The organism is Mycobacterium sp. Aquia_216, assembly GCF_026723865.1.
Lineage (GTDB): Bacteria > Actinomycetota > Actinomycetes > Mycobacteriales > Mycobacteriaceae > Mycobacterium.
Map to the genome: position 1 here is coordinate 2,621,858 of NZ_CP113529.1, position 15,515 is coordinate 2,637,372.

The 15,515-nt window shown below is 67.1% G+C and carries 11 protein-coding genes; 7 read left to right on the top strand and 4 right to left on the bottom strand.

What is annotated here, in order from left to right; genetic code table 11:
* The 3 genes from OK015_RS12360 to OK015_RS12370 all read left to right on the top strand — a co-directional run bounded on the left by OK015_RS12360 (window position 1) and on the right by OK015_RS12370 (window position 4,642).
* A complete protein-coding gene (locus OK015_RS12360; protein WP_268131774.1) occupies window positions 1–1,650 on the top strand; it encodes an ABC transporter substrate-binding protein in 1,650 nt (549 codons plus the stop codon).
* Window positions 1,632–2,189 carry an adenine phosphoribosyltransferase gene (locus OK015_RS12365; RefSeq protein WP_268131776.1) on the top strand — a complete coding sequence of 186 codons (558 nt, stop codon included), beginning with the start codon at window positions 1,632–1,634 and terminating at the stop codon, window positions 2,187–2,189. The genes OK015_RS12360 and OK015_RS12365 overlap by 19 nt, the downstream gene beginning before the upstream one ends.
* An 86-nt stretch (window positions 2,190–2,275) precedes the next feature.
* Window positions 2,276–4,642, top strand: coding sequence for a RelA/SpoT family protein (locus OK015_RS12370; RefSeq protein ID WP_268131778.1), 2,367 nt, complete (start codon window positions 2,276–2,278; stop codon window positions 4,640–4,642).
* Window positions 4,643–4,669: 27 nt separating this feature from the next.
* On the opposite strand, the gene OK015_RS12375 is transcribed toward OK015_RS12370, so the two are convergent.
* The 3 genes from OK015_RS12375 to OK015_RS12385 form a co-directional block, all read right to left on the bottom strand.
* Window positions 4,670–6,361 (bottom strand): protein kinase domain-containing protein, encoded by a 1,692-nt coding sequence (locus OK015_RS12375; protein WP_268132670.1) that lies wholly within the window; start codon window positions 6,359–6,361, stop codon window positions 4,670–4,672.
* Between the two features lie 135 nt (window positions 6,362–6,496).
* On the bottom strand, window positions 6,497–8,245 hold the full coding sequence (locus OK015_RS12380; RefSeq protein WP_268132672.1) for a protein kinase domain-containing protein: 1,749 nt from the start codon (window positions 8,243–8,245) through the stop codon (window positions 6,497–6,499).
* 135 nt (window positions 8,246–8,380) lie between these two features.
* Entirely contained in the window at window positions 8,381–9,280 is a 900-nt protein-coding gene (locus tag OK015_RS12385; RefSeq protein ID WP_268131779.1) for a peptidylprolyl isomerase, read from the bottom strand.
* A gap of 104 nt (window positions 9,281–9,384) precedes the next feature.
* Here OK015_RS12385 and OK015_RS12390 point away from each other — a divergent pair, with 104 nt between their 5' ends.
* From OK015_RS12390 to OK015_RS12405, 4 genes are all read left to right on the top strand, one after another.
* Window positions 9,385–10,047, top strand: a complete 663-nt coding sequence (locus tag OK015_RS12390) for an MBL fold metallo-hydrolase (protein ID WP_268131780.1) — start codon at window positions 9,385–9,387, stop codon at window positions 10,045–10,047.
* Window positions 10,044–11,315: a histidine--tRNA ligase gene (hisS, locus tag OK015_RS12395; protein WP_268131782.1), complete on the top strand. Its 1,272-nt coding sequence runs from the start codon at window positions 10,044–10,046 to the stop codon at window positions 11,313–11,315. Before OK015_RS12390 ends, hisS begins: the two co-directional genes overlap by 4 nt.
* A gap of 143 nt (window positions 11,316–11,458) precedes the next feature.
* Window positions 11,459–11,740, top strand: coding sequence for a PPE family protein, SVP subgroup (locus OK015_RS12400; RefSeq protein WP_268131784.1), 282 nt, complete (start codon window positions 11,459–11,461; stop codon window positions 11,738–11,740).
* 40 nt (window positions 11,741–11,780) lie between these two features.
* Window positions 11,781–13,232 carry an HNH endonuclease signature motif containing protein gene (locus OK015_RS12405; protein WP_268131786.1) on the top strand — a complete coding sequence of 484 codons (1,452 nt, stop codon included), beginning with the start codon at window positions 11,781–11,783 and terminating at the stop codon, window positions 13,230–13,232.
* Here OK015_RS12405 and helR read toward each other — a convergent pair.
* Complete coding sequence (gene helR / locus OK015_RS12410; RefSeq protein ID WP_268131788.1) at window positions 13,229–15,424, bottom strand: RNA polymerase recycling motor ATPase HelR; 2,196 nt, start codon at window positions 15,422–15,424, stop codon at window positions 13,229–13,231. The two genes, OK015_RS12405 and helR, sit on opposite strands and share 4 nt — an antisense overlap.
* Between the last annotated feature and the right edge of the window lie 91 nt (window positions 15,425–15,515).

A 15,515-nucleotide genomic window follows, 5' to 3' on the forward strand; every position in this document is an offset into this window, starting at 1 on the left:
ATGCTGAAGCGGGCGGCGGCCGCTGCCCTGGCTACGCCGCTCGCCGTCGCGTTGACGCTGACCGGATGCTCGGGGAGCGCCGCCTCGCAAATCGACTACGTCGTCGACGGCCCGCTGAGCAGCTACAACGCCAACACCACCGCCGGCTTCGCATCGGCCGGGGCGCAGGCGTTTGCCCGCACACTGACCGGGTTCGGCTATCACGGCCCCGACGGACAGGTCGTCGCCGACCACGACTTCGGCAGTGTCTCGGTGGTGAGCGGTTCCCCGCTGGTGCTCGACTATCAGATCGCCGACAACGCGGTCTACTCCGATGGCAAGCCGGTGACCTGCGACGACCTGGTGCTCGCCTGGGCCGCTCAGTCGGGCCGGTTTCCCGGGTTCGACGCCGCCACCCAGGCGGGCTACGTCGACATCGCCAACATCGAATGCACACCGGGGCAGAAGAAGGCGCGGGTGTCATTCGTCCCGGACCGCGGCATCGTCGACTACGCCCAGCTGTTCGCCGCGACCACGATGATGCCGTCCCACGTCATCGCCGACCAGCTGAATATCGACGTGACCGCGACGCTGCTCAGCGACAACGCGCCCTCGGTCGCGCAGATCGCGCAACTGTGGAACACCACGTGGGACCTCAAACCCGGTCTCAAACACGACGACATCGCCAAACGCTTCCCGTCGTCGGGACCGTACCGAATCGAATCCGTCCTGGACGACGGTGCCGTGGTGCTCGTCGCCAACGACCGGTGGTGGGGTCCCAAGGCCATCACCAAGCGGATCACCGTCTCGCCGGAGGCCCCCGACATCCAGGACCGGGTCAATAACCGCAGCGTCGACGTGGTGGATGTCGCGGCCGGGTCTCCGGGAACGTTGGCGACCCCGGACAATTACGAGCGCACCGATTCCGCGTCGGCGGGCATCGAGCAGCTGATCTTCGCGCCGCAAGGGCCGCTGGCGCAGGCCACCGCCCGCCGCGCATTCGCGCTGTGTACGCCCCGTGACGCGATCGCGCACGATGCGGGAGTCCCGATCGCCAACTCGCGGCTGTCTCCGGTGGCTGAGGACGCCGTCGCACAGGCCGACGGTGCCGCCGAGGCCGGCCCGTTCAACAAGGCGGACCTCGTCGCGGCCCGGGCTGCGCTGGGCGGTGCGCCGTTGTCGGTGCGGATCGGCTACCAGGGCCCCAACGCCCGGCTCGCGGTCACTGTCGGGACCATCACGAAGTCGTGCGCCGCGGCCGGCATCAACGTCGCAGGCGTCACGCTGGACACGTCCGGACCGCAGGCGCTCAAGGACGGAAAGATCGACGTCCTGCTGGCCAGCACCGGCGGGGCCGGCGGCAGCGGATCCACCGGATCCTCGGCGATGGACGCCTACGACCTGCACAGCGGCAACGGCAATAACCTGTCGGGTTACGCGAACCCGCAGGTCGACGGCGTAATCGGTGCCCTTGCGGTGTCTGGCGACCCGGCCGAGCGCGTTCGGCTGCTTGCCGACGCAGCGCCGGTACTGTGGGGTGATATGCCGACATTGCCCCTCTATCGGCAGCAGCGCACGTTGCTGATGTCGAAGAAGATGTACGCAGTCAGCGCGAATCCAACCCGTTGGGGCGCGGGCTGGAACATGGACCGATGGGCTTTGATGCAGTGACGGGTATTCAAGAAGACGCGGCGCTTGCCGACCTCATCGAGTCGTTGACCCGCGACGTCTGCGACTTTCCGAAGCCGGGGGTCCGGTTCAAGGACCTCACCCCGCTGTTCGCCGACCGGACGGCGATGGGCGCGGTGATCGACGCGCTGGCCGAGATCGTCGGCGGCGCCGACCTGGTGGCCGGGATCGAATCCCGGGGGTCTTTGGTGGCCGCTGCCGTCGCCGCCCGGCTCGGCACGGGCGTGCTGTCCATCCGCAAGGAAGGCAAGCTGCCGCCGCCGGTCCTCCGCGAGAAGTACATCCGGGAGTATGGTCCCGCCGCGATCGAGATCCCGGCCGACGGTCTCGAATTGCGCGGCACCAGCATCGTGATCATCGATGACGTTCTGGCCACCGGCGGCACCCTCGGCGCGGCCAACCGGTTGCTCGAGCGCGCCCACGCGAACGTGACCGGTGCGGCGGTGCTCGTGGAAATCACCGACCTGGGCGGTCGGCAGGCGGTAGCGCCGTTGCCGGTAGACACCTTGAGCCGCGTATAGGCCCCGCGACGATTCGGGCCGGATCGGCTTGAGGGGGAGTGGGGCGATGAGACTTAGGGATATCCTCGAGGTCGGAGGTGACTAACGTGGCGGACGAGCAAAGCACGGCGCAAGCTGTTGCGCCGCCCATAGAGTCGCCAGTATCGCAGCCCGTTGAGACGCCGGAGCCACCGACCGAAACCCTGAAGACGGCCAGCAGCGCGTCCCGTCGCGTCCGGGCCCGCCTGGCCCGGCGGATGACCGCCCAGCGCAGCGCGCTCAATCCTGTGCTCGAGCCGCTGGTGGCGGTGCACCGGGAGATCTATCCCAAGGCGAATCTGTCGATGCTCAACCGGGCGTTCGAGGTCGCCGACCAACGCCACGCCACTCAATTGCGCCATTCCGGTGATCCCTACATCACCCACCCGCTGGCCGTCGCCAACATTCTCGCCGAATTGGGCATGGACACCACGACTTTGGTGGCCGCGCTGCTGCACGACACCGTCGAGGACACCGGCTACACGCTGGAGGCTTTGAGCGAGGAGTTCGGCGAAGAGGTGGGCCATCTGGTCGACGGGGTGACCAAGCTGGACCGCGTCGAGTTGGGCAACGCCGCGGAAGGCGAGACCATCCGCAAGATGATCACCGCGATGGCACGGGACCCGCGGGTGCTGGTGATCAAGGTGGCCGACCGGCTGCACAACATGCGGACGATGCGCTTCCTGCCGCCGGAAAAGCAGGCGCGCAAGGCGCGCGAGACGTTGGAAGTCATTGCCCCCCTGGCACATCGGCTGGGTATGGCCAGCGTCAAGTGGGAGCTGGAAGACCTGTCATTCGCGATCCTGCACCCCAAGAAATACGAAGAGATCGTTCGCCTGGTCGCGGGGCGCGCGCCGTCCCGGGATACCTATCTGGCCAAGGTTCGCGCCGAAATCGTTGCCACGCTGAACGCGTCGAAAATCAAGGCGACGGTGGAGGGCCGGCCCAAGCATTACTGGTCGATCTACCAGAAGATGATCGTCAAGGGGCGCGACTTCGACGACATCCACGACCTGGTCGGCGTCCGCATCCTGTGCGACGAGATCCGGGACTGCTACGCGGCTGTGGGCGTGGTGCATTCGCTGTGGCAGCCGATGGCGGGACGATTCAAGGATTACATCGCCCAGCCCAGATACGGTGTCTACCAATCACTGCACACCACGGTCGTCGGGCCGGAAGGCAAGCCCCTGGAAGTGCAGATCCGTAGCCGCGACATGCACCGCACCGCCGAATACGGCATCGCCGCGCACTGGCGCTACAAGGAAGCCAAGGGCCGCAACGGTGTTCCGCATCCGCATGCCGCCGCCGAGATCGACGACATGGCGTGGATGCGACAGCTGCTCGACTGGCAACGTGAGGCGGCGGACCCGGGTGAGTTCTTGGAGTCGTTGCGTTACGACCTTGCGGCGCAAGAGATTTTCGTATTCACCCCCAAGGGGGATGTCATCACGCTGGCGACCGGGTCGACGCCGGTGGATTTCGCCTACGCGGTACACACCGAGGTCGGCCATCGGTGCATCGGCGCCCGGGTCAACGGGCGACTGGTCGCGCTGGAACGCAAGCTCGAAAACGGGGAAGTCGTCGAGGTGTTCACCTCAAAGGCGCCCAACGCCGGGCCGTCGCGGGACTGGCAGCAGTTTGTGGTGTCGCCGCGGGCCAAGGCGAAGATCCGGCAATGGTTTGCCAAGGAGCGTCGTGAGGAGGCGCTGGAGGCCGGCAAAGAGGCGATGGCCCGCGAAGTGCGCCGAGGCGGACTTCCGTTGCAGCGCTTGGTCAATGGTGATTCCATGTCGGCGGTCGCCCGCGAGCTGCACTATACCGATGTGTCCGCGATGTACACCGCGATCGGTGAGGGACACGTGTCGGCGCGTCACGTGGTGCAGCGGCTGCTGGCTGAGCTCGGCGGTATCGACCAGGCCGAAGAGGAGCTTGCCGAAAGGTCCACGCCGACAACGATGTTGCGCCGTCCGCGCAGCACCGATGACGTCGGTGTCTCGGTTCCGGGGGCTCCGGGCGTGCTGAGCAAGCTGGCAAAATGCTGCACACCCGTGCCGGGCGACCAGATCATGGGCTTCGTCACCCGCGGCGGTGGCGTCAGCGTGCACCGCACCGACTGCACCAACGCCGCGTCACTGCAGCAGCAGGCCGAACGCATCATCGAGGTGCTCTGGGCCCCGTCGCCGTCCTCGGTGTTCCTGGTCGCCATTCAGGTCGAGGCACTCGACCGGCACCGGCTGCTGTCGGATGTCACGCGAGTGCTGGCCGACGAGAAAGTCAACATCCTCTCTGCGTCGGTCACCACCTCGGGTGACCGAGTTGCGATCAGCCGCTTCACCTTTGAGATGGGCGACCCCAAGCATCTCGGGCATCTGCTCAACGTCGTGCGCAATGTCGAAGGCGTCTACGACGTCTACCGCGTGACTTCTGCCGCCTAGGGCCGCCTAGGGCGGCATTGCCCGGACTCAGCCGAGCCGCACCGCGGTGATCGTGACCGTGTTGGAGGGAAGGCCGTCGTCGGTGTTGCCGAGAACGCCCGCCTTGACGATCTTGTCGATCGTCGCCAGGCCCGCTTCGTCGACCGTGCCGAAGATGGTGAAGGTCGGCTCCGACACGCTGTCCTTGTAGAACATGTTGAATTGGCTCTGGTTGGTGTCCGGCGCCAGACCGTTGGCCATCGTCAAGGTGCCGCGCGGATACAACACGGGCTCTTTGAGCGCGGGGTCATTCGGGGGGAACTGGTTGACGGGGTACTCGTCGGCATACTGATAGCCGGGGCCGCCACTTCCCTCGTTCTCCGGACCGCCACACTGCAGGAGCCCGAAGTCGGACTGGGTGATCAGCCTGCCGCACTGGGTCCCGTTGAAGAACTGCTGCTTCACCAGGCTGACGAAGCTGTTCACCGTGCACGGCGCCTTGGCGTTGTCGAGTCCGATGCCGATATCACCGACATTGGTGGAGATCGTCGCCCTGATCACGGGCGGATCGGTGGACACGCTGCCGGACGGTGGCGGGGTAGCCGGCTTGAGTGCCGGATCCGCAGTGGGCGGGTATTGGCAGTTGGCACCCAGGTCGGGTGGCGGGGCAAACGCCGGCAACGCCGGAACGGGCGCGCCGGGCCCGACTCCCGGCCGGGGCGCCCTGGTGTGGACCGGGAAGCGCACCGCGGTACTGGTCGCGGTCGTCGACGATCCGCCGCTGCTGTGGGTCACGAGGACAACGACCAGCGCGACTACTGCCGCCAGCACCAGGACGGATCCGCCGACGATGGCTATGGTCACCCGCCGTTGATTCGTCGGCTGGGGGTCCCGCTGGGACGGGCCCGCCGGTGTGGGTTCGGGCTGGGGTACCGGTTGCGAGGGGGCTGGCGGTGGCGACATGCTCCACGCCGCCGTCTCGCCGTCGGCGAGCGCCGCTCGAGCGGCTTGCGCCAGTTCCAGTGCCGTCCGGTACCGCTGCTCGACGTCCTTGGCCATTCCCCGAGCGACTACGGCATCGAGGGCGGGTGACACGCCGGGTGCGGTGAACGAGGCCCGCGGCGGCGGGGTGTTCAGGTGCGCGTTGATCTGTTCCTCGAAGGTGTCGCCGGGGTAGGGCAGGTGTCCGGTCAGGCATTCGTAGAGGACGCAGGCCAGCGCGTAGATGTCGGCGCGGTGATCGGTCATGCCGCGGAAGCGCTCGGGCGCCATGTAGGCCATCGTGCCCATTGTGTGTCCGGTGTGCGTCAGCACGGTGTCGGCGGCGGTGCGGGCGAGCCCGAAGTCGATCAGGTAGACGAAGTCGCGGCTGGACACCAGGATGTTGGATGGCTTGACGTCGCGGTGGATCAATCCGACCTCGTGGGCCGTATCCAGTGCTGCCGCAACCTGTTCGACGATCGCGACGGCACGTTCGGGGCTGAGCCGTCCGCCGTTTTCGCTGATGTACTGGAGCAGGTCGCGGCCCTCGATCAGGCGCATGTCGACGTACAGTCGGCCGTCGATCTCGCCGTAGCTGTGGATCGGCACCAGGTGGGGGTCGTTCAGGCTGGCCGCTATCCGCGCCTCGCGCCGGAAGCGTTGCTGATACTCCTCGTCCTCCGCCAGATGCGCCGGCAGCACCTTGAGCGCGACAACCCGATCGGTGACGGTGTCGTGGGCACGAAACACCTGTCCCATGCCGCCCCGCCCCAGCAGGCCCTGTAATTCGTAATGCCCGAATACGTCCGTCGACACCCCACGACCATAAGCCGTCGGGTGCGCTGCGTCGTGGCAGCGCCACCGTGGGTGGCGACTCGTGTTTGCGGCCCGGGGTTAGCTGAGCTGGACCGAATTGATCGTGACCGGAGACGTAGGAAGTCCCGTCTCGCGGTTGCCGGCGACACCCGCGGCGCCGATCTTGTCGAGAACCGCCAGGCCGGCCTCGTCGATGCTGCCGAGCACGGTGCTCACCGGAGTTGTCTCGGTGTCTTGGAAGAACATGATGAACTGGCTGCCGTTCGTGTTGGGGTCGGAGCTGGCCATGGCGACGGTCCCGCGCGGATACACCACCGTCGCCCGGAGCGCAGGATCGTTGGGCGGGTATTGGTTGACGGGGTATTCGTCGGCGAATTCGTAACCGGGGCCACCCCCGCCGTCCTTGTCGGGGCCACCGCACAGCAGCACCGCGCTGTCGGCGGCCTTGGTCAGCCGCGGGCATGGGGTGTTGTTGAAGAACTGTTGGCGGGTGAGGCTGGTGAAACTGTTCACCGTGCAGGGGGACTTGGCGTTGTCGAGCGCGATGCCGATATCGCCGAAGTTGGTGGAAATGGTGACCGAGAGTTGCGCGGGACTGGTGGATACCCTGCCGGACGGGGGTGGGTCGACGGGCTTGGGAGACGCATCCGGCGAGTCCGCGGCCACGGGCACGTATTGACAGTTGGCGCCCAGGTCGGGGGGCGGAGCGAAGGCCGGCAACGGCGGCGCGGTTGCCCCGTTCGGGGTTGCCGTGGTCGCCGGTGCGCCGAGGCCGCCCATGGCGGGCCCTTGTTTGGGTGTCCTGGGATGGGGCGCGACGCTGGACGCCGTGTTGTTCTCGGCGGCCTGGTCGTTGGTCACCAAAGCGATGACCAGGATCGTCACCATCGCAAGCGTGAACAGTGAGGCGGCGACGATGCCCACAATCAGGGCCCTGTTCGATTTCTGCTGTTGGGGTTGCTGCGGCGTATCGGCCGGCGGGGGGGTGGCGGCGGCTTGGGGCGGCAACTGCGGGGTGGCGGCTGTTGCCGGGTACGGCGGTGGTGGCGGGCTGGGCATCGCGACGCGGTGGCCTGCCAATGCGGCTTTGGCGGCCTCGGCGAACTCGATCGCCGTTTGGTAGCGGTAGTTGACATCCTTGGCCATTCCCCGGGCAACTACGGCATCGAGGGTGGGCGGTACGCCGGGTGCGGTGAACGAGGCCTGCGGCGGCGGGGTGTTCAGGTGCGCGTTGAGTTGGTCCTCGAAGGTGTCGCCGGGGTAGGGCAGGTGTCCGGTCAGGCATTCGTAGAGGACGCAGGCCAGCGCGTAGATGTCGGCGCGGTGATCGGTCATGCCGCGGAAGCGCTCGGGCGCCATGTAGGCCATCGTGCCCATTGTGTGTCCGGTGCGCGTCAACGCGGTGTCGGCGGCGGTGCGGGCGAGCCCGAAGTCGATCAGGTAGACGAAGTCGCGGCTGGACACCAGGATGTTGGACGGCTTGACATCGCGGTGGATCAATCCGACCTCGTGGGCCGTATCCAGTGCTGCCGCAACCTGTTCGACGATCGCGACGGCACGTTCGGGGCTGAGCCGTCCGCCGTTTTCGCTGATGTACTGGAGCAGGTCGCGGCCCTCGATCAGGCGCATGTCGACGTACAGTCGGCCGTCGATCTCGCCGTAGCTGTGGATCGGCACCAGGTGGGGGTCGTTCAGGCTTGCCGCTATCCGCGCCTCGCGCCGGAAGCGCTGCTGAAACTCCTCGTCCTCCGCCAGATGCGCCGGCAGCACCTTGAGCGCGACGATTCGGTCCGTGCTGCTGTCATAGGCACGAAACACCTGTCCCATGCCGCCGCGGCCCAGCAGCTCGCGCAGCTCGTAATGTCCGAATGACTCCGTTACCACGCAATGACTTTAAGGTGTCGGCCACTCATGGCATAAATCGAACGATCGCGTGGCGATTCATGTTGCGGCACCCCGGGTTTAGTCGAGCAGTATGGACTTGATGACGACTTCGCTGGTCGGAGCTCCGTCTTCACCGCCGCCGTTGATGCCGCCCTTGGCGATCTTGTCCAGAACGGCCAGCCCATCGGGCTGAATCGTGCCGAAGACCGTGTACTGGGGCGGCAGCTCCGAGTCCTTGTAGACCATGAAGAACTGGCTGCCGTTGGTGCCGGGGCCGGCGTTCGCCATGGCCAACGTGCCGCGCGGATAGAGGACCGGTTCCCGCAGCTTGGGGTCGTTCGGCGGGAACTGGTCGCTCGGGTACTCGTTGGCGAATTGGTAGCCCGGCCCGCCGGTGCCGTCGCCCTTGGGGTCTCCGCATTGCAGGACGCCCAGTGTCTCCGAGGTGGTCAGCCGGTGGCACTTGGTGTTGTCGAAGTACTTCTGCCCGATCAGGCTCGCGAAACTGTTGACCGTGCAAGGGGATTCGTTGTTGGCCAGCAACAAGCCGATGTTGCCCTGGCTGGTTGCCATGCTGGCGCTTACCGTGGCCGGATCGGTCGGCACCTTGCCGGTCCGCGGCGGCTTGACCGGCTTGGCGGCCGGGTCCTGCGACGGCGGGTATTGGCAGTTGGCGCCGACGCTGTCCGCCGGCTTGAACGCCGGCAACGGCGGAACCGGCGGAACCTGCCCGGTTTGCGGAGTCGTCGTGCCGGACGCCGCGGGGGAGTTGGCGGTGCTCGGCGCTGCGGTGTTGTCCTTGTGCTTGTTGTTGGTGTTGATCACGGTGATCACCACCGCGGCGATCACCGCGACGGCGGCGACTGCGCCCCCGACGATGAGCAGGACGCGGCGCATGCGAGCTTGCTTTGCGCGGCGCTCGAGCTGCCGTTCGAGTTTGCGCTTGGCGTTGGCACGTCGCTGTTCGTTGGTCGGCACGGCCGGTATGCCTCCATGGTTGTGAGCGGGGGCGGGGTAGCCAGCCCAGGCTAATGTGGGTGCGACAAGCCGTGTCAACTGGCCCCCATGGGAAACTGGGAATCGTGTTGATCACCGGATTTCCCGCCGGCATGTTGCAGTGCAACTGCTACGTGCTGGCCGAGCGGCCCGGAACGGACGCCGTCATCGTGGACCCGGGCCAGCGTGTGATGGGTCCGCTGCGGCGCATCCTCGACGAGAATCGGCTGACCCCCGCGGCGGTGCTGCTCACCCACGGGCACATCGACCACATGTGGTCCGCGCAGAAGGTCTCCGACACCTACGGCTGCCCGACCTACATTCATCCCGAAGACCGGTTCATGCTGAAAGACCCGATCCACGGCCTGGGGCCGCGAGTGGCGCAGATGATGGCGGGTGCGTTCTTCCGCGAGCCCAGGCAGGTCGTCGAGCTGGACCGCGACGGCGACAAGATCGACCTGGGCAATGTCAGTGTCAACGTCGACTACACCCCCGGGCACACCCGGGGATCGGTGGTCTTCCGGGTGGCCGGGGACAAAGATGTGGTGTTCACCGGCGACACGCTGTTCGAGCGCTCGGTGGGCCGCACCGACCTGTTCGGCGGCAGCGGCCGCGATTTGCTGACCTCGATCGTCGACAAGCTCTTGGTGCTCGACGACAACACCGTCGTGCTGCCCGGCCACGGGAACTCCACCACGATCGGCGCCGAGCGGCGATTCAACCCGTTCCTCGAAGGCCTGACCGGATGACGGAGTTCTCGTCCTTCTCGGCGCCCAAGGGTGTACCGGATTACTTCCCACCCGACTCGGCGCAGTTCGTCGCCGTGCGCGACGGGTTGGTTGGCGCGGCCCGTCGGGCCGGCTACGGCGATATCGAGCTGCCCATCTTCGAGGACACCGGGCTGTTTGCCCGCGGTGTCGGCGAATCCACCGACGTGGTGTCCAAGGAGATGTATACGTTCGCCGACCGCGGCGACCGTTCGGTGACGCTGCGGCCGGAGGGCACCGCCGGGGTGGTGCGCGCCGTCATCGAACACGGCCTGGACCGCGGCGCCCTGCCGGTCAAACTGTGTTACGCCGGACCATTTTTCCGCTACGAGCGCCCGCAGGCCGGCCGCTATCGCCAGCTGCAGCAGGTCGGTGTGGAGGCGATCGGTGTCGACGACCCGGCGCTGGACGCCGAGGTGATCGCGATCGCCGACGCCGGGTTCCGGTCGCTGGGGCTGGACGGCTTCCGGCTCGAAATCACCTCGCTGGGCGACGACAGTTGCCGGCCGCAGTATCGGGAACTGTTGCAGGAGTTCCTGTTCGGGCTCGACCTCGACGAAGAAACCCGCCGCCGTGCCGAGATCAACCCGCTGCGGGTGCTCGACGACAAACGGCCCGAGGTGAAGGCGATGACGGCCGAGGCCCCGGTGCTGCTCGACCACCTCTCCGATGAGGCCAAGCAGCACTTCGACACGGTGCTGGCCCACCTGGATGCGCTGGGGGTGCCCTACGTCATCAATCCGCGGATGGTGCGCGGGCTGGACTACTACACCAAGACCACGTTCGAGTTCGTGCACGATGGTCTGGGCGCGCAATCCGGTATCGGCGGCGGTGGGCGCTACGACGGGCTGATGCGCCGGCTCGGTGGACAAGACCTGTCCGGCATCGGATTCGGGCTGGGCGTGGACCGTACGCTGCTGGCGCTGCGGGCCGAGGGCCGCAGCGTGGGGGAGACCACACGCTGTGAGGTCTTCGGGGTGCCGTTGAGCGAACCGGCCAAACTGCGGCTGGCGGTGCTCGGAGGTCAGCTGCGGGCGGCCGGTGTCCGGGTCGATCTGGCATACGGCGACCGAGGGCTCAAGGGCGCGATGCGCGCCGCCGACCGGTCCGGTGCCCGTCTCGCGCTGGTCGCCGGCGATCGTGATCTCGAGGCCGGCACGATCGGCATCAAGGACCTCGCGACCGGGGATCAGGTGTCGGTGCCGATCGATTCGGTTGTCGCCGAGGTGCTTTCGCGTTTCGAGGGGTAGTCGTCACAGGGGTCATCCCGGGGCGGCGGTAATTCAATGCGCCGTCATCGCGCCGTCATCGGCAATTTAACGGATCCGCAAAAAACTAGCTGATTTTCTTGTACGGTCGTCCAAGATCGCTGCCGCAGGGTGAGGAGACGTCCGTGGAACGTGTGCAGAGTCGAGGCGGCGCGAGCCCGCCGGCGGTGAGATCGTTTCGCGACTTCTCCAGCGTTCACGTGGTGTGCGCCGGTCTGGGGACTTCGCCGTCGCTGAGGTCGTTGTCGGTGCCGCCGGCCTGGCCGACGGCCACCCCGAAGCCCGACTACGCACCGGCCGCTGCGGGTGGGCCGCCGGGGTTCACCTACCAGGACGGCCTGATGGGCGTCCTGACCGGCCCCCGTGCCACCCCTCATGTCGAGGAGCCGTTGGCCGAGGAGGCGTAGTCGAGGCGGGTGGTCGTACCCCAGTGGCATGATCGAATGTATGTTCGATCAGCTGAGTGAATCCGCGGCCGTGGTGGATCGCATCTGCTCGTCCGCACGATCCGAAAACCGGGCAGCGGCCGCCCAACTCGAGGCTATCGGGGCATTATTCGGCCTTCGGCTATCTCGTTATGCGGAGACCGAGGCGTGGGCCGTCGACACGATGGAGGCGGTCAGTGCCGAGCTGGCCGCGGCGTTGCGAATAAGCCAGGGGCTGGCGGCCAGCCGCCTTCGCTACGCCCGCGCGATGCGGGAACGGCTGCCGAAGGTCGCAGAGGTATTCAGAGCCGGCGATATCGACTATCGGACGTTTCAGACCCTCGTCTATCGCACCGATCTACTCACCGACGACGCGGTGCTGGCCGGGGTCGATGCGGAGCTGGCTGTCAACGTGCCGCGTTGGCCCTCGATGACCCACGGCCGACTGGCCGCGCAGGTCGACAAGATCGTCGTGCGGGTTGACGCGGATGCCGTACGGCGGCGTGAGCAACGCCAGTCCGACCGCGAGGTTTGGATCGGAGACGTTGGCGATGGCACTTCGGAGATCCACGGCTCCTTGTCGACTCCCGACGCGCGTGCACTGGAAAAGCGGCTGAATGCGTTGTCGGCCACGGTGTGTGAGCACGACCCCCGGCGCCGCGAGCAGCGCCGGGCCGACGCGTTGGGGGCGCTGGCGACGGCGGCCGATCGACTGTGCTGCCGGTGTGGGCGACCCGACTGCACAGCGGGTAAACGTCCCGCCGCGACGCCCGTCGTCATTCATGTGATCGCCGAGCAGGCCACCGTCGATGGTCGCGGCTCGGTACCCGCGTCCCAGCTCAGTGCTGATGGCCTGATCGCGCCGGAACTCGTTGCGGAACTGGCTAAGTCGGCCAGGTTGGTGCCGCTCGTCCATCCCGCCGACGCTCCGCCCGAGCCCGGGTATGTACCTTCCAGGGCGCTGCAGGACTTTATCCGATGCCGCGACTTGACGTGCCGCTGGCCGGGTTGCGACCGGCCGGCAGTAGAGTGCGACCTCGACCATACGATTCCGTACTCCGACGGCGGTCCGACGCATGCGTCAAACCTCAAGTGCTACTGCCGTACCCATCATTTGGTCAAGACTTTCTGGGAATGGCGTGACAAGCAGTTGCCCGACGGGACACTGATTTTGACGTCGCCGGCTGCGCACACCTACGTCACCACACCGGGCAGCGCGCTGCTATTTCCGAGCCTGTGCTTGGCGACGGGCGGTGTGCCGGCGCCCGAGGCGGACGTGCCACCGGACTACCTCGGTGACCGGACCGCGATGATGCCCAGACGGCGCCAAACTCGCGCACAAAACCGCACCGCGTGCATCACCGCCGAGCGCCGGCGCAACCGAAGCGCACGCGTCGCCCGCCGAAAGCCGGAACGGGCTCGCGATTGGGGATCCCGCGATATCGCTTGCGATCCCGATCCGCCACCCTTCTAGGCCTGAGCGCGTGTCTCGAATTCGGCCAAGCCGGACAGCGCCTGCGGCAACGGGTCTTGGTGTAGGACGCCGAGGCGCTGCGTGGCGCGGGTGAGGGCGACGTAGAGCTCGGCCGCGCCGCGCGGCCCGTCGGCGAGGATCCGCCGCGGTTCCACGACCAGCACGGCGTCGAACTCCAGGCCCTTCGTCGCCGATGCCGGCACGGTGCCCGGCACGCCGGGTGGTCCGATGACGATGCTGGTTCCTTCGCGACCGGCCTCGTCCCGAACGAATTCCTCAATCGCACTGGGCAATTCGTCGTCGGTGACGCGTCTGGACCAGGGCCGCACGCCGCACGCCCGCACCGACTCCGGTGGCTGGACGCCGGGCGCGAACTCGTCGAGCAACGCGGCGGCGACGGTCATGATCTCCGCCGGGGTGCGGTAGTTGACCGATAGCGACCGGTAGACCCAGCGGCCGGGCACGTACGGATCCAGCATCGCGTGCCAGGAGGTCGCCCCGGCCACCGACCGGCGCTGGGCGAGATCGCCGACGACCGTGAAGGATTTGCCGGGGCAGCGGCGCATCAGCACTCGCCAGTCCATCTCGGACAGTTCTTGGGCCTCGTCGACCACGACATGGCGGTAGGTCCAATCGCGATCCGCGGCAGCACGTTCGGCGAGTTCGCGGGTGTCGCGCTCTTGGAAGCGGTCGGCGAGATCTTCGGCGTTGAGCATGTCTTGAGCGAGCAGCTGGTCCTCGTCGTCCATCAGGTCTTCGCGGCTGATCATGATGTCCAACACGCCGGCGGCGAACTCCGCTTCGGCCTTGCGGTCCTGCTCGGCGGCCAGGTCGGCCGACTTGTCACGGCCCAGCAGGTCGACCAGCTCGTCGAGCAGCGGCACATCGGACACCGTCCAGGCGTGACCGTCGGCCCGCCACAGCGACTCATCCACCCCGGCCGCGTGCAACCGTTCACGCGACGTGTAGAGGTCCGCCAGCAGGGTTTCCGGCGTCAGAATCGGCCAGAGCTCGTCCAGCGCTGCGGCGAACGCCTCGTTGTCGTCGAGCTCGTCGATCAGATCCGCGCGCAGTCGCTCCCACACGACCCGGTCTTCCCTGGTCAGCCGGCCTCGCCCGATCCGGGCGATGCCTCGTTCGGTCAGCGCCCAGGTGATGACGTCGATGAACACCGCGCGAGCGTCGTTGTGTGGCTGCCGACTCTTGCGCGCTTCCTCCCTGGCCCACCCGGCGATCTCGGCGTCGATCCGGACCGTGACGTCGGCCAGTTCGATCGTCACCGGATGCTCGGGTACTCGTTGCCGATCGCCGATCGCCGCCGCCAGCACATCGAGGATCTTCAGCGAACCCTTGAGCACGACACATTGCGGGGTGTCCTCGGCGACGACGTGCAACCCGGGAACCAGCTCGCCGGTGGTACTGAACACCACGTCCGTCTCGCCGAGCGACGGCAGCACGCGGCCGATGTGGCTCAGGAACGCCGGATTGGGGCCGATCACGAGAACGCCGTGGCGTTCCATCTGCTCCCGCTGGGTGTAGAGCAGGTAGGCGACGCGGTGCAGCGCCACCACCGTCTTGCCGGTGCCGGGGCCACCCTCGATCACCAGCACCCCGTTGTGATCGAGCCGGATGATCTCGTCCTGCTCGGCCTGGATCGTCGCCACGATGTCGCGCATACCCTCGCCGCGCGGCGCGTTGACGGCGGCAAGCAGGGCCGAGTCTTCTGATTCGGCCGGCTCGCTGCCGTCACCAGGGCGGCCGAGGACCTCGTCGGTGAAGTCGACGACCTGACGCCCGCGAGTGTGGAACTGGCGACGTCGGCGCATGTTCTCCGGCGTCGCCGCGGTGGCGACGTAGAAGGCACGCGCCGCGGGCGCCCGCCAATCGAGCAGCATCGGTGCGTAGTCGTTCTTCTCGTCCAAGAAGCCGATCCGGCCGATGTAGGACCGTTCACCCGAAACGGCATCCAGCCGGCCGAAACACAGCCCGTTGTCCACCACGTCCAGCCGTTTGACCTGTTTGGCCAGCGCACGCACCTGGACGTCGCGTTCCATCGACGTCTCACCGTCGCCCAGCAGCGCTTGCTTGTACTCGCCCCTCAGTCGCGCGCGATCGGCGTCGAGCCGCGCATAGAGCCCCGCCACATAGCTCTGCTCGGACCGCAATTCGTCTTCGTAGTCTCGACTCGACAAGTACCCCTCCGCCACTTCTGGTCTCGGCCAGCGATTTTCCTCGAGCGAGAAGATCGCCGCTTGACATCGTATCGAACAGTTGTTCGAATAG

What these genes read in the sequence shown, in the direction of transcription:
- OK015_RS12405 (WP_268131786.1), top strand. Translation starts at nt 11,781, where the DNA reads ATGTTCGATCAGCTGAGTGAATCCGCGGCCGTGGTGGATCGCATCTGC.
- OK015_RS12375 (WP_268132670.1), bottom strand. Translation starts at nt 6,361, where the DNA reads ATGGGACAGGTGTTTCGTGCCCACGACACCGTCACCGATCGGGTTGTC.
- OK015_RS12365 (WP_268131776.1), top strand. Translation starts at nt 1,632, where the DNA reads ATGGGCTTTGATGCAGTGACGGGTATTCAAGAAGACGCGGCGCTTGCC.
- OK015_RS12380 (WP_268132672.1), bottom strand. Translation starts at nt 8,245, where the DNA reads ATGGGACAGGTGTTTCGTGCCTATGACAGCAGCACGGACCGAATCGTC.
- hisS (WP_268131782.1), top strand. Translation starts at nt 10,044, where the DNA reads ATGACGGAGTTCTCGTCCTTCTCGGCGCCCAAGGGTGTACCGGATTAC.
- OK015_RS12360 (WP_268131774.1), top strand. Translation starts at nt 1, where the DNA reads ATGCTGAAGCGGGCGGCGGCCGCTGCCCTGGCTACGCCGCTCGCCGTC.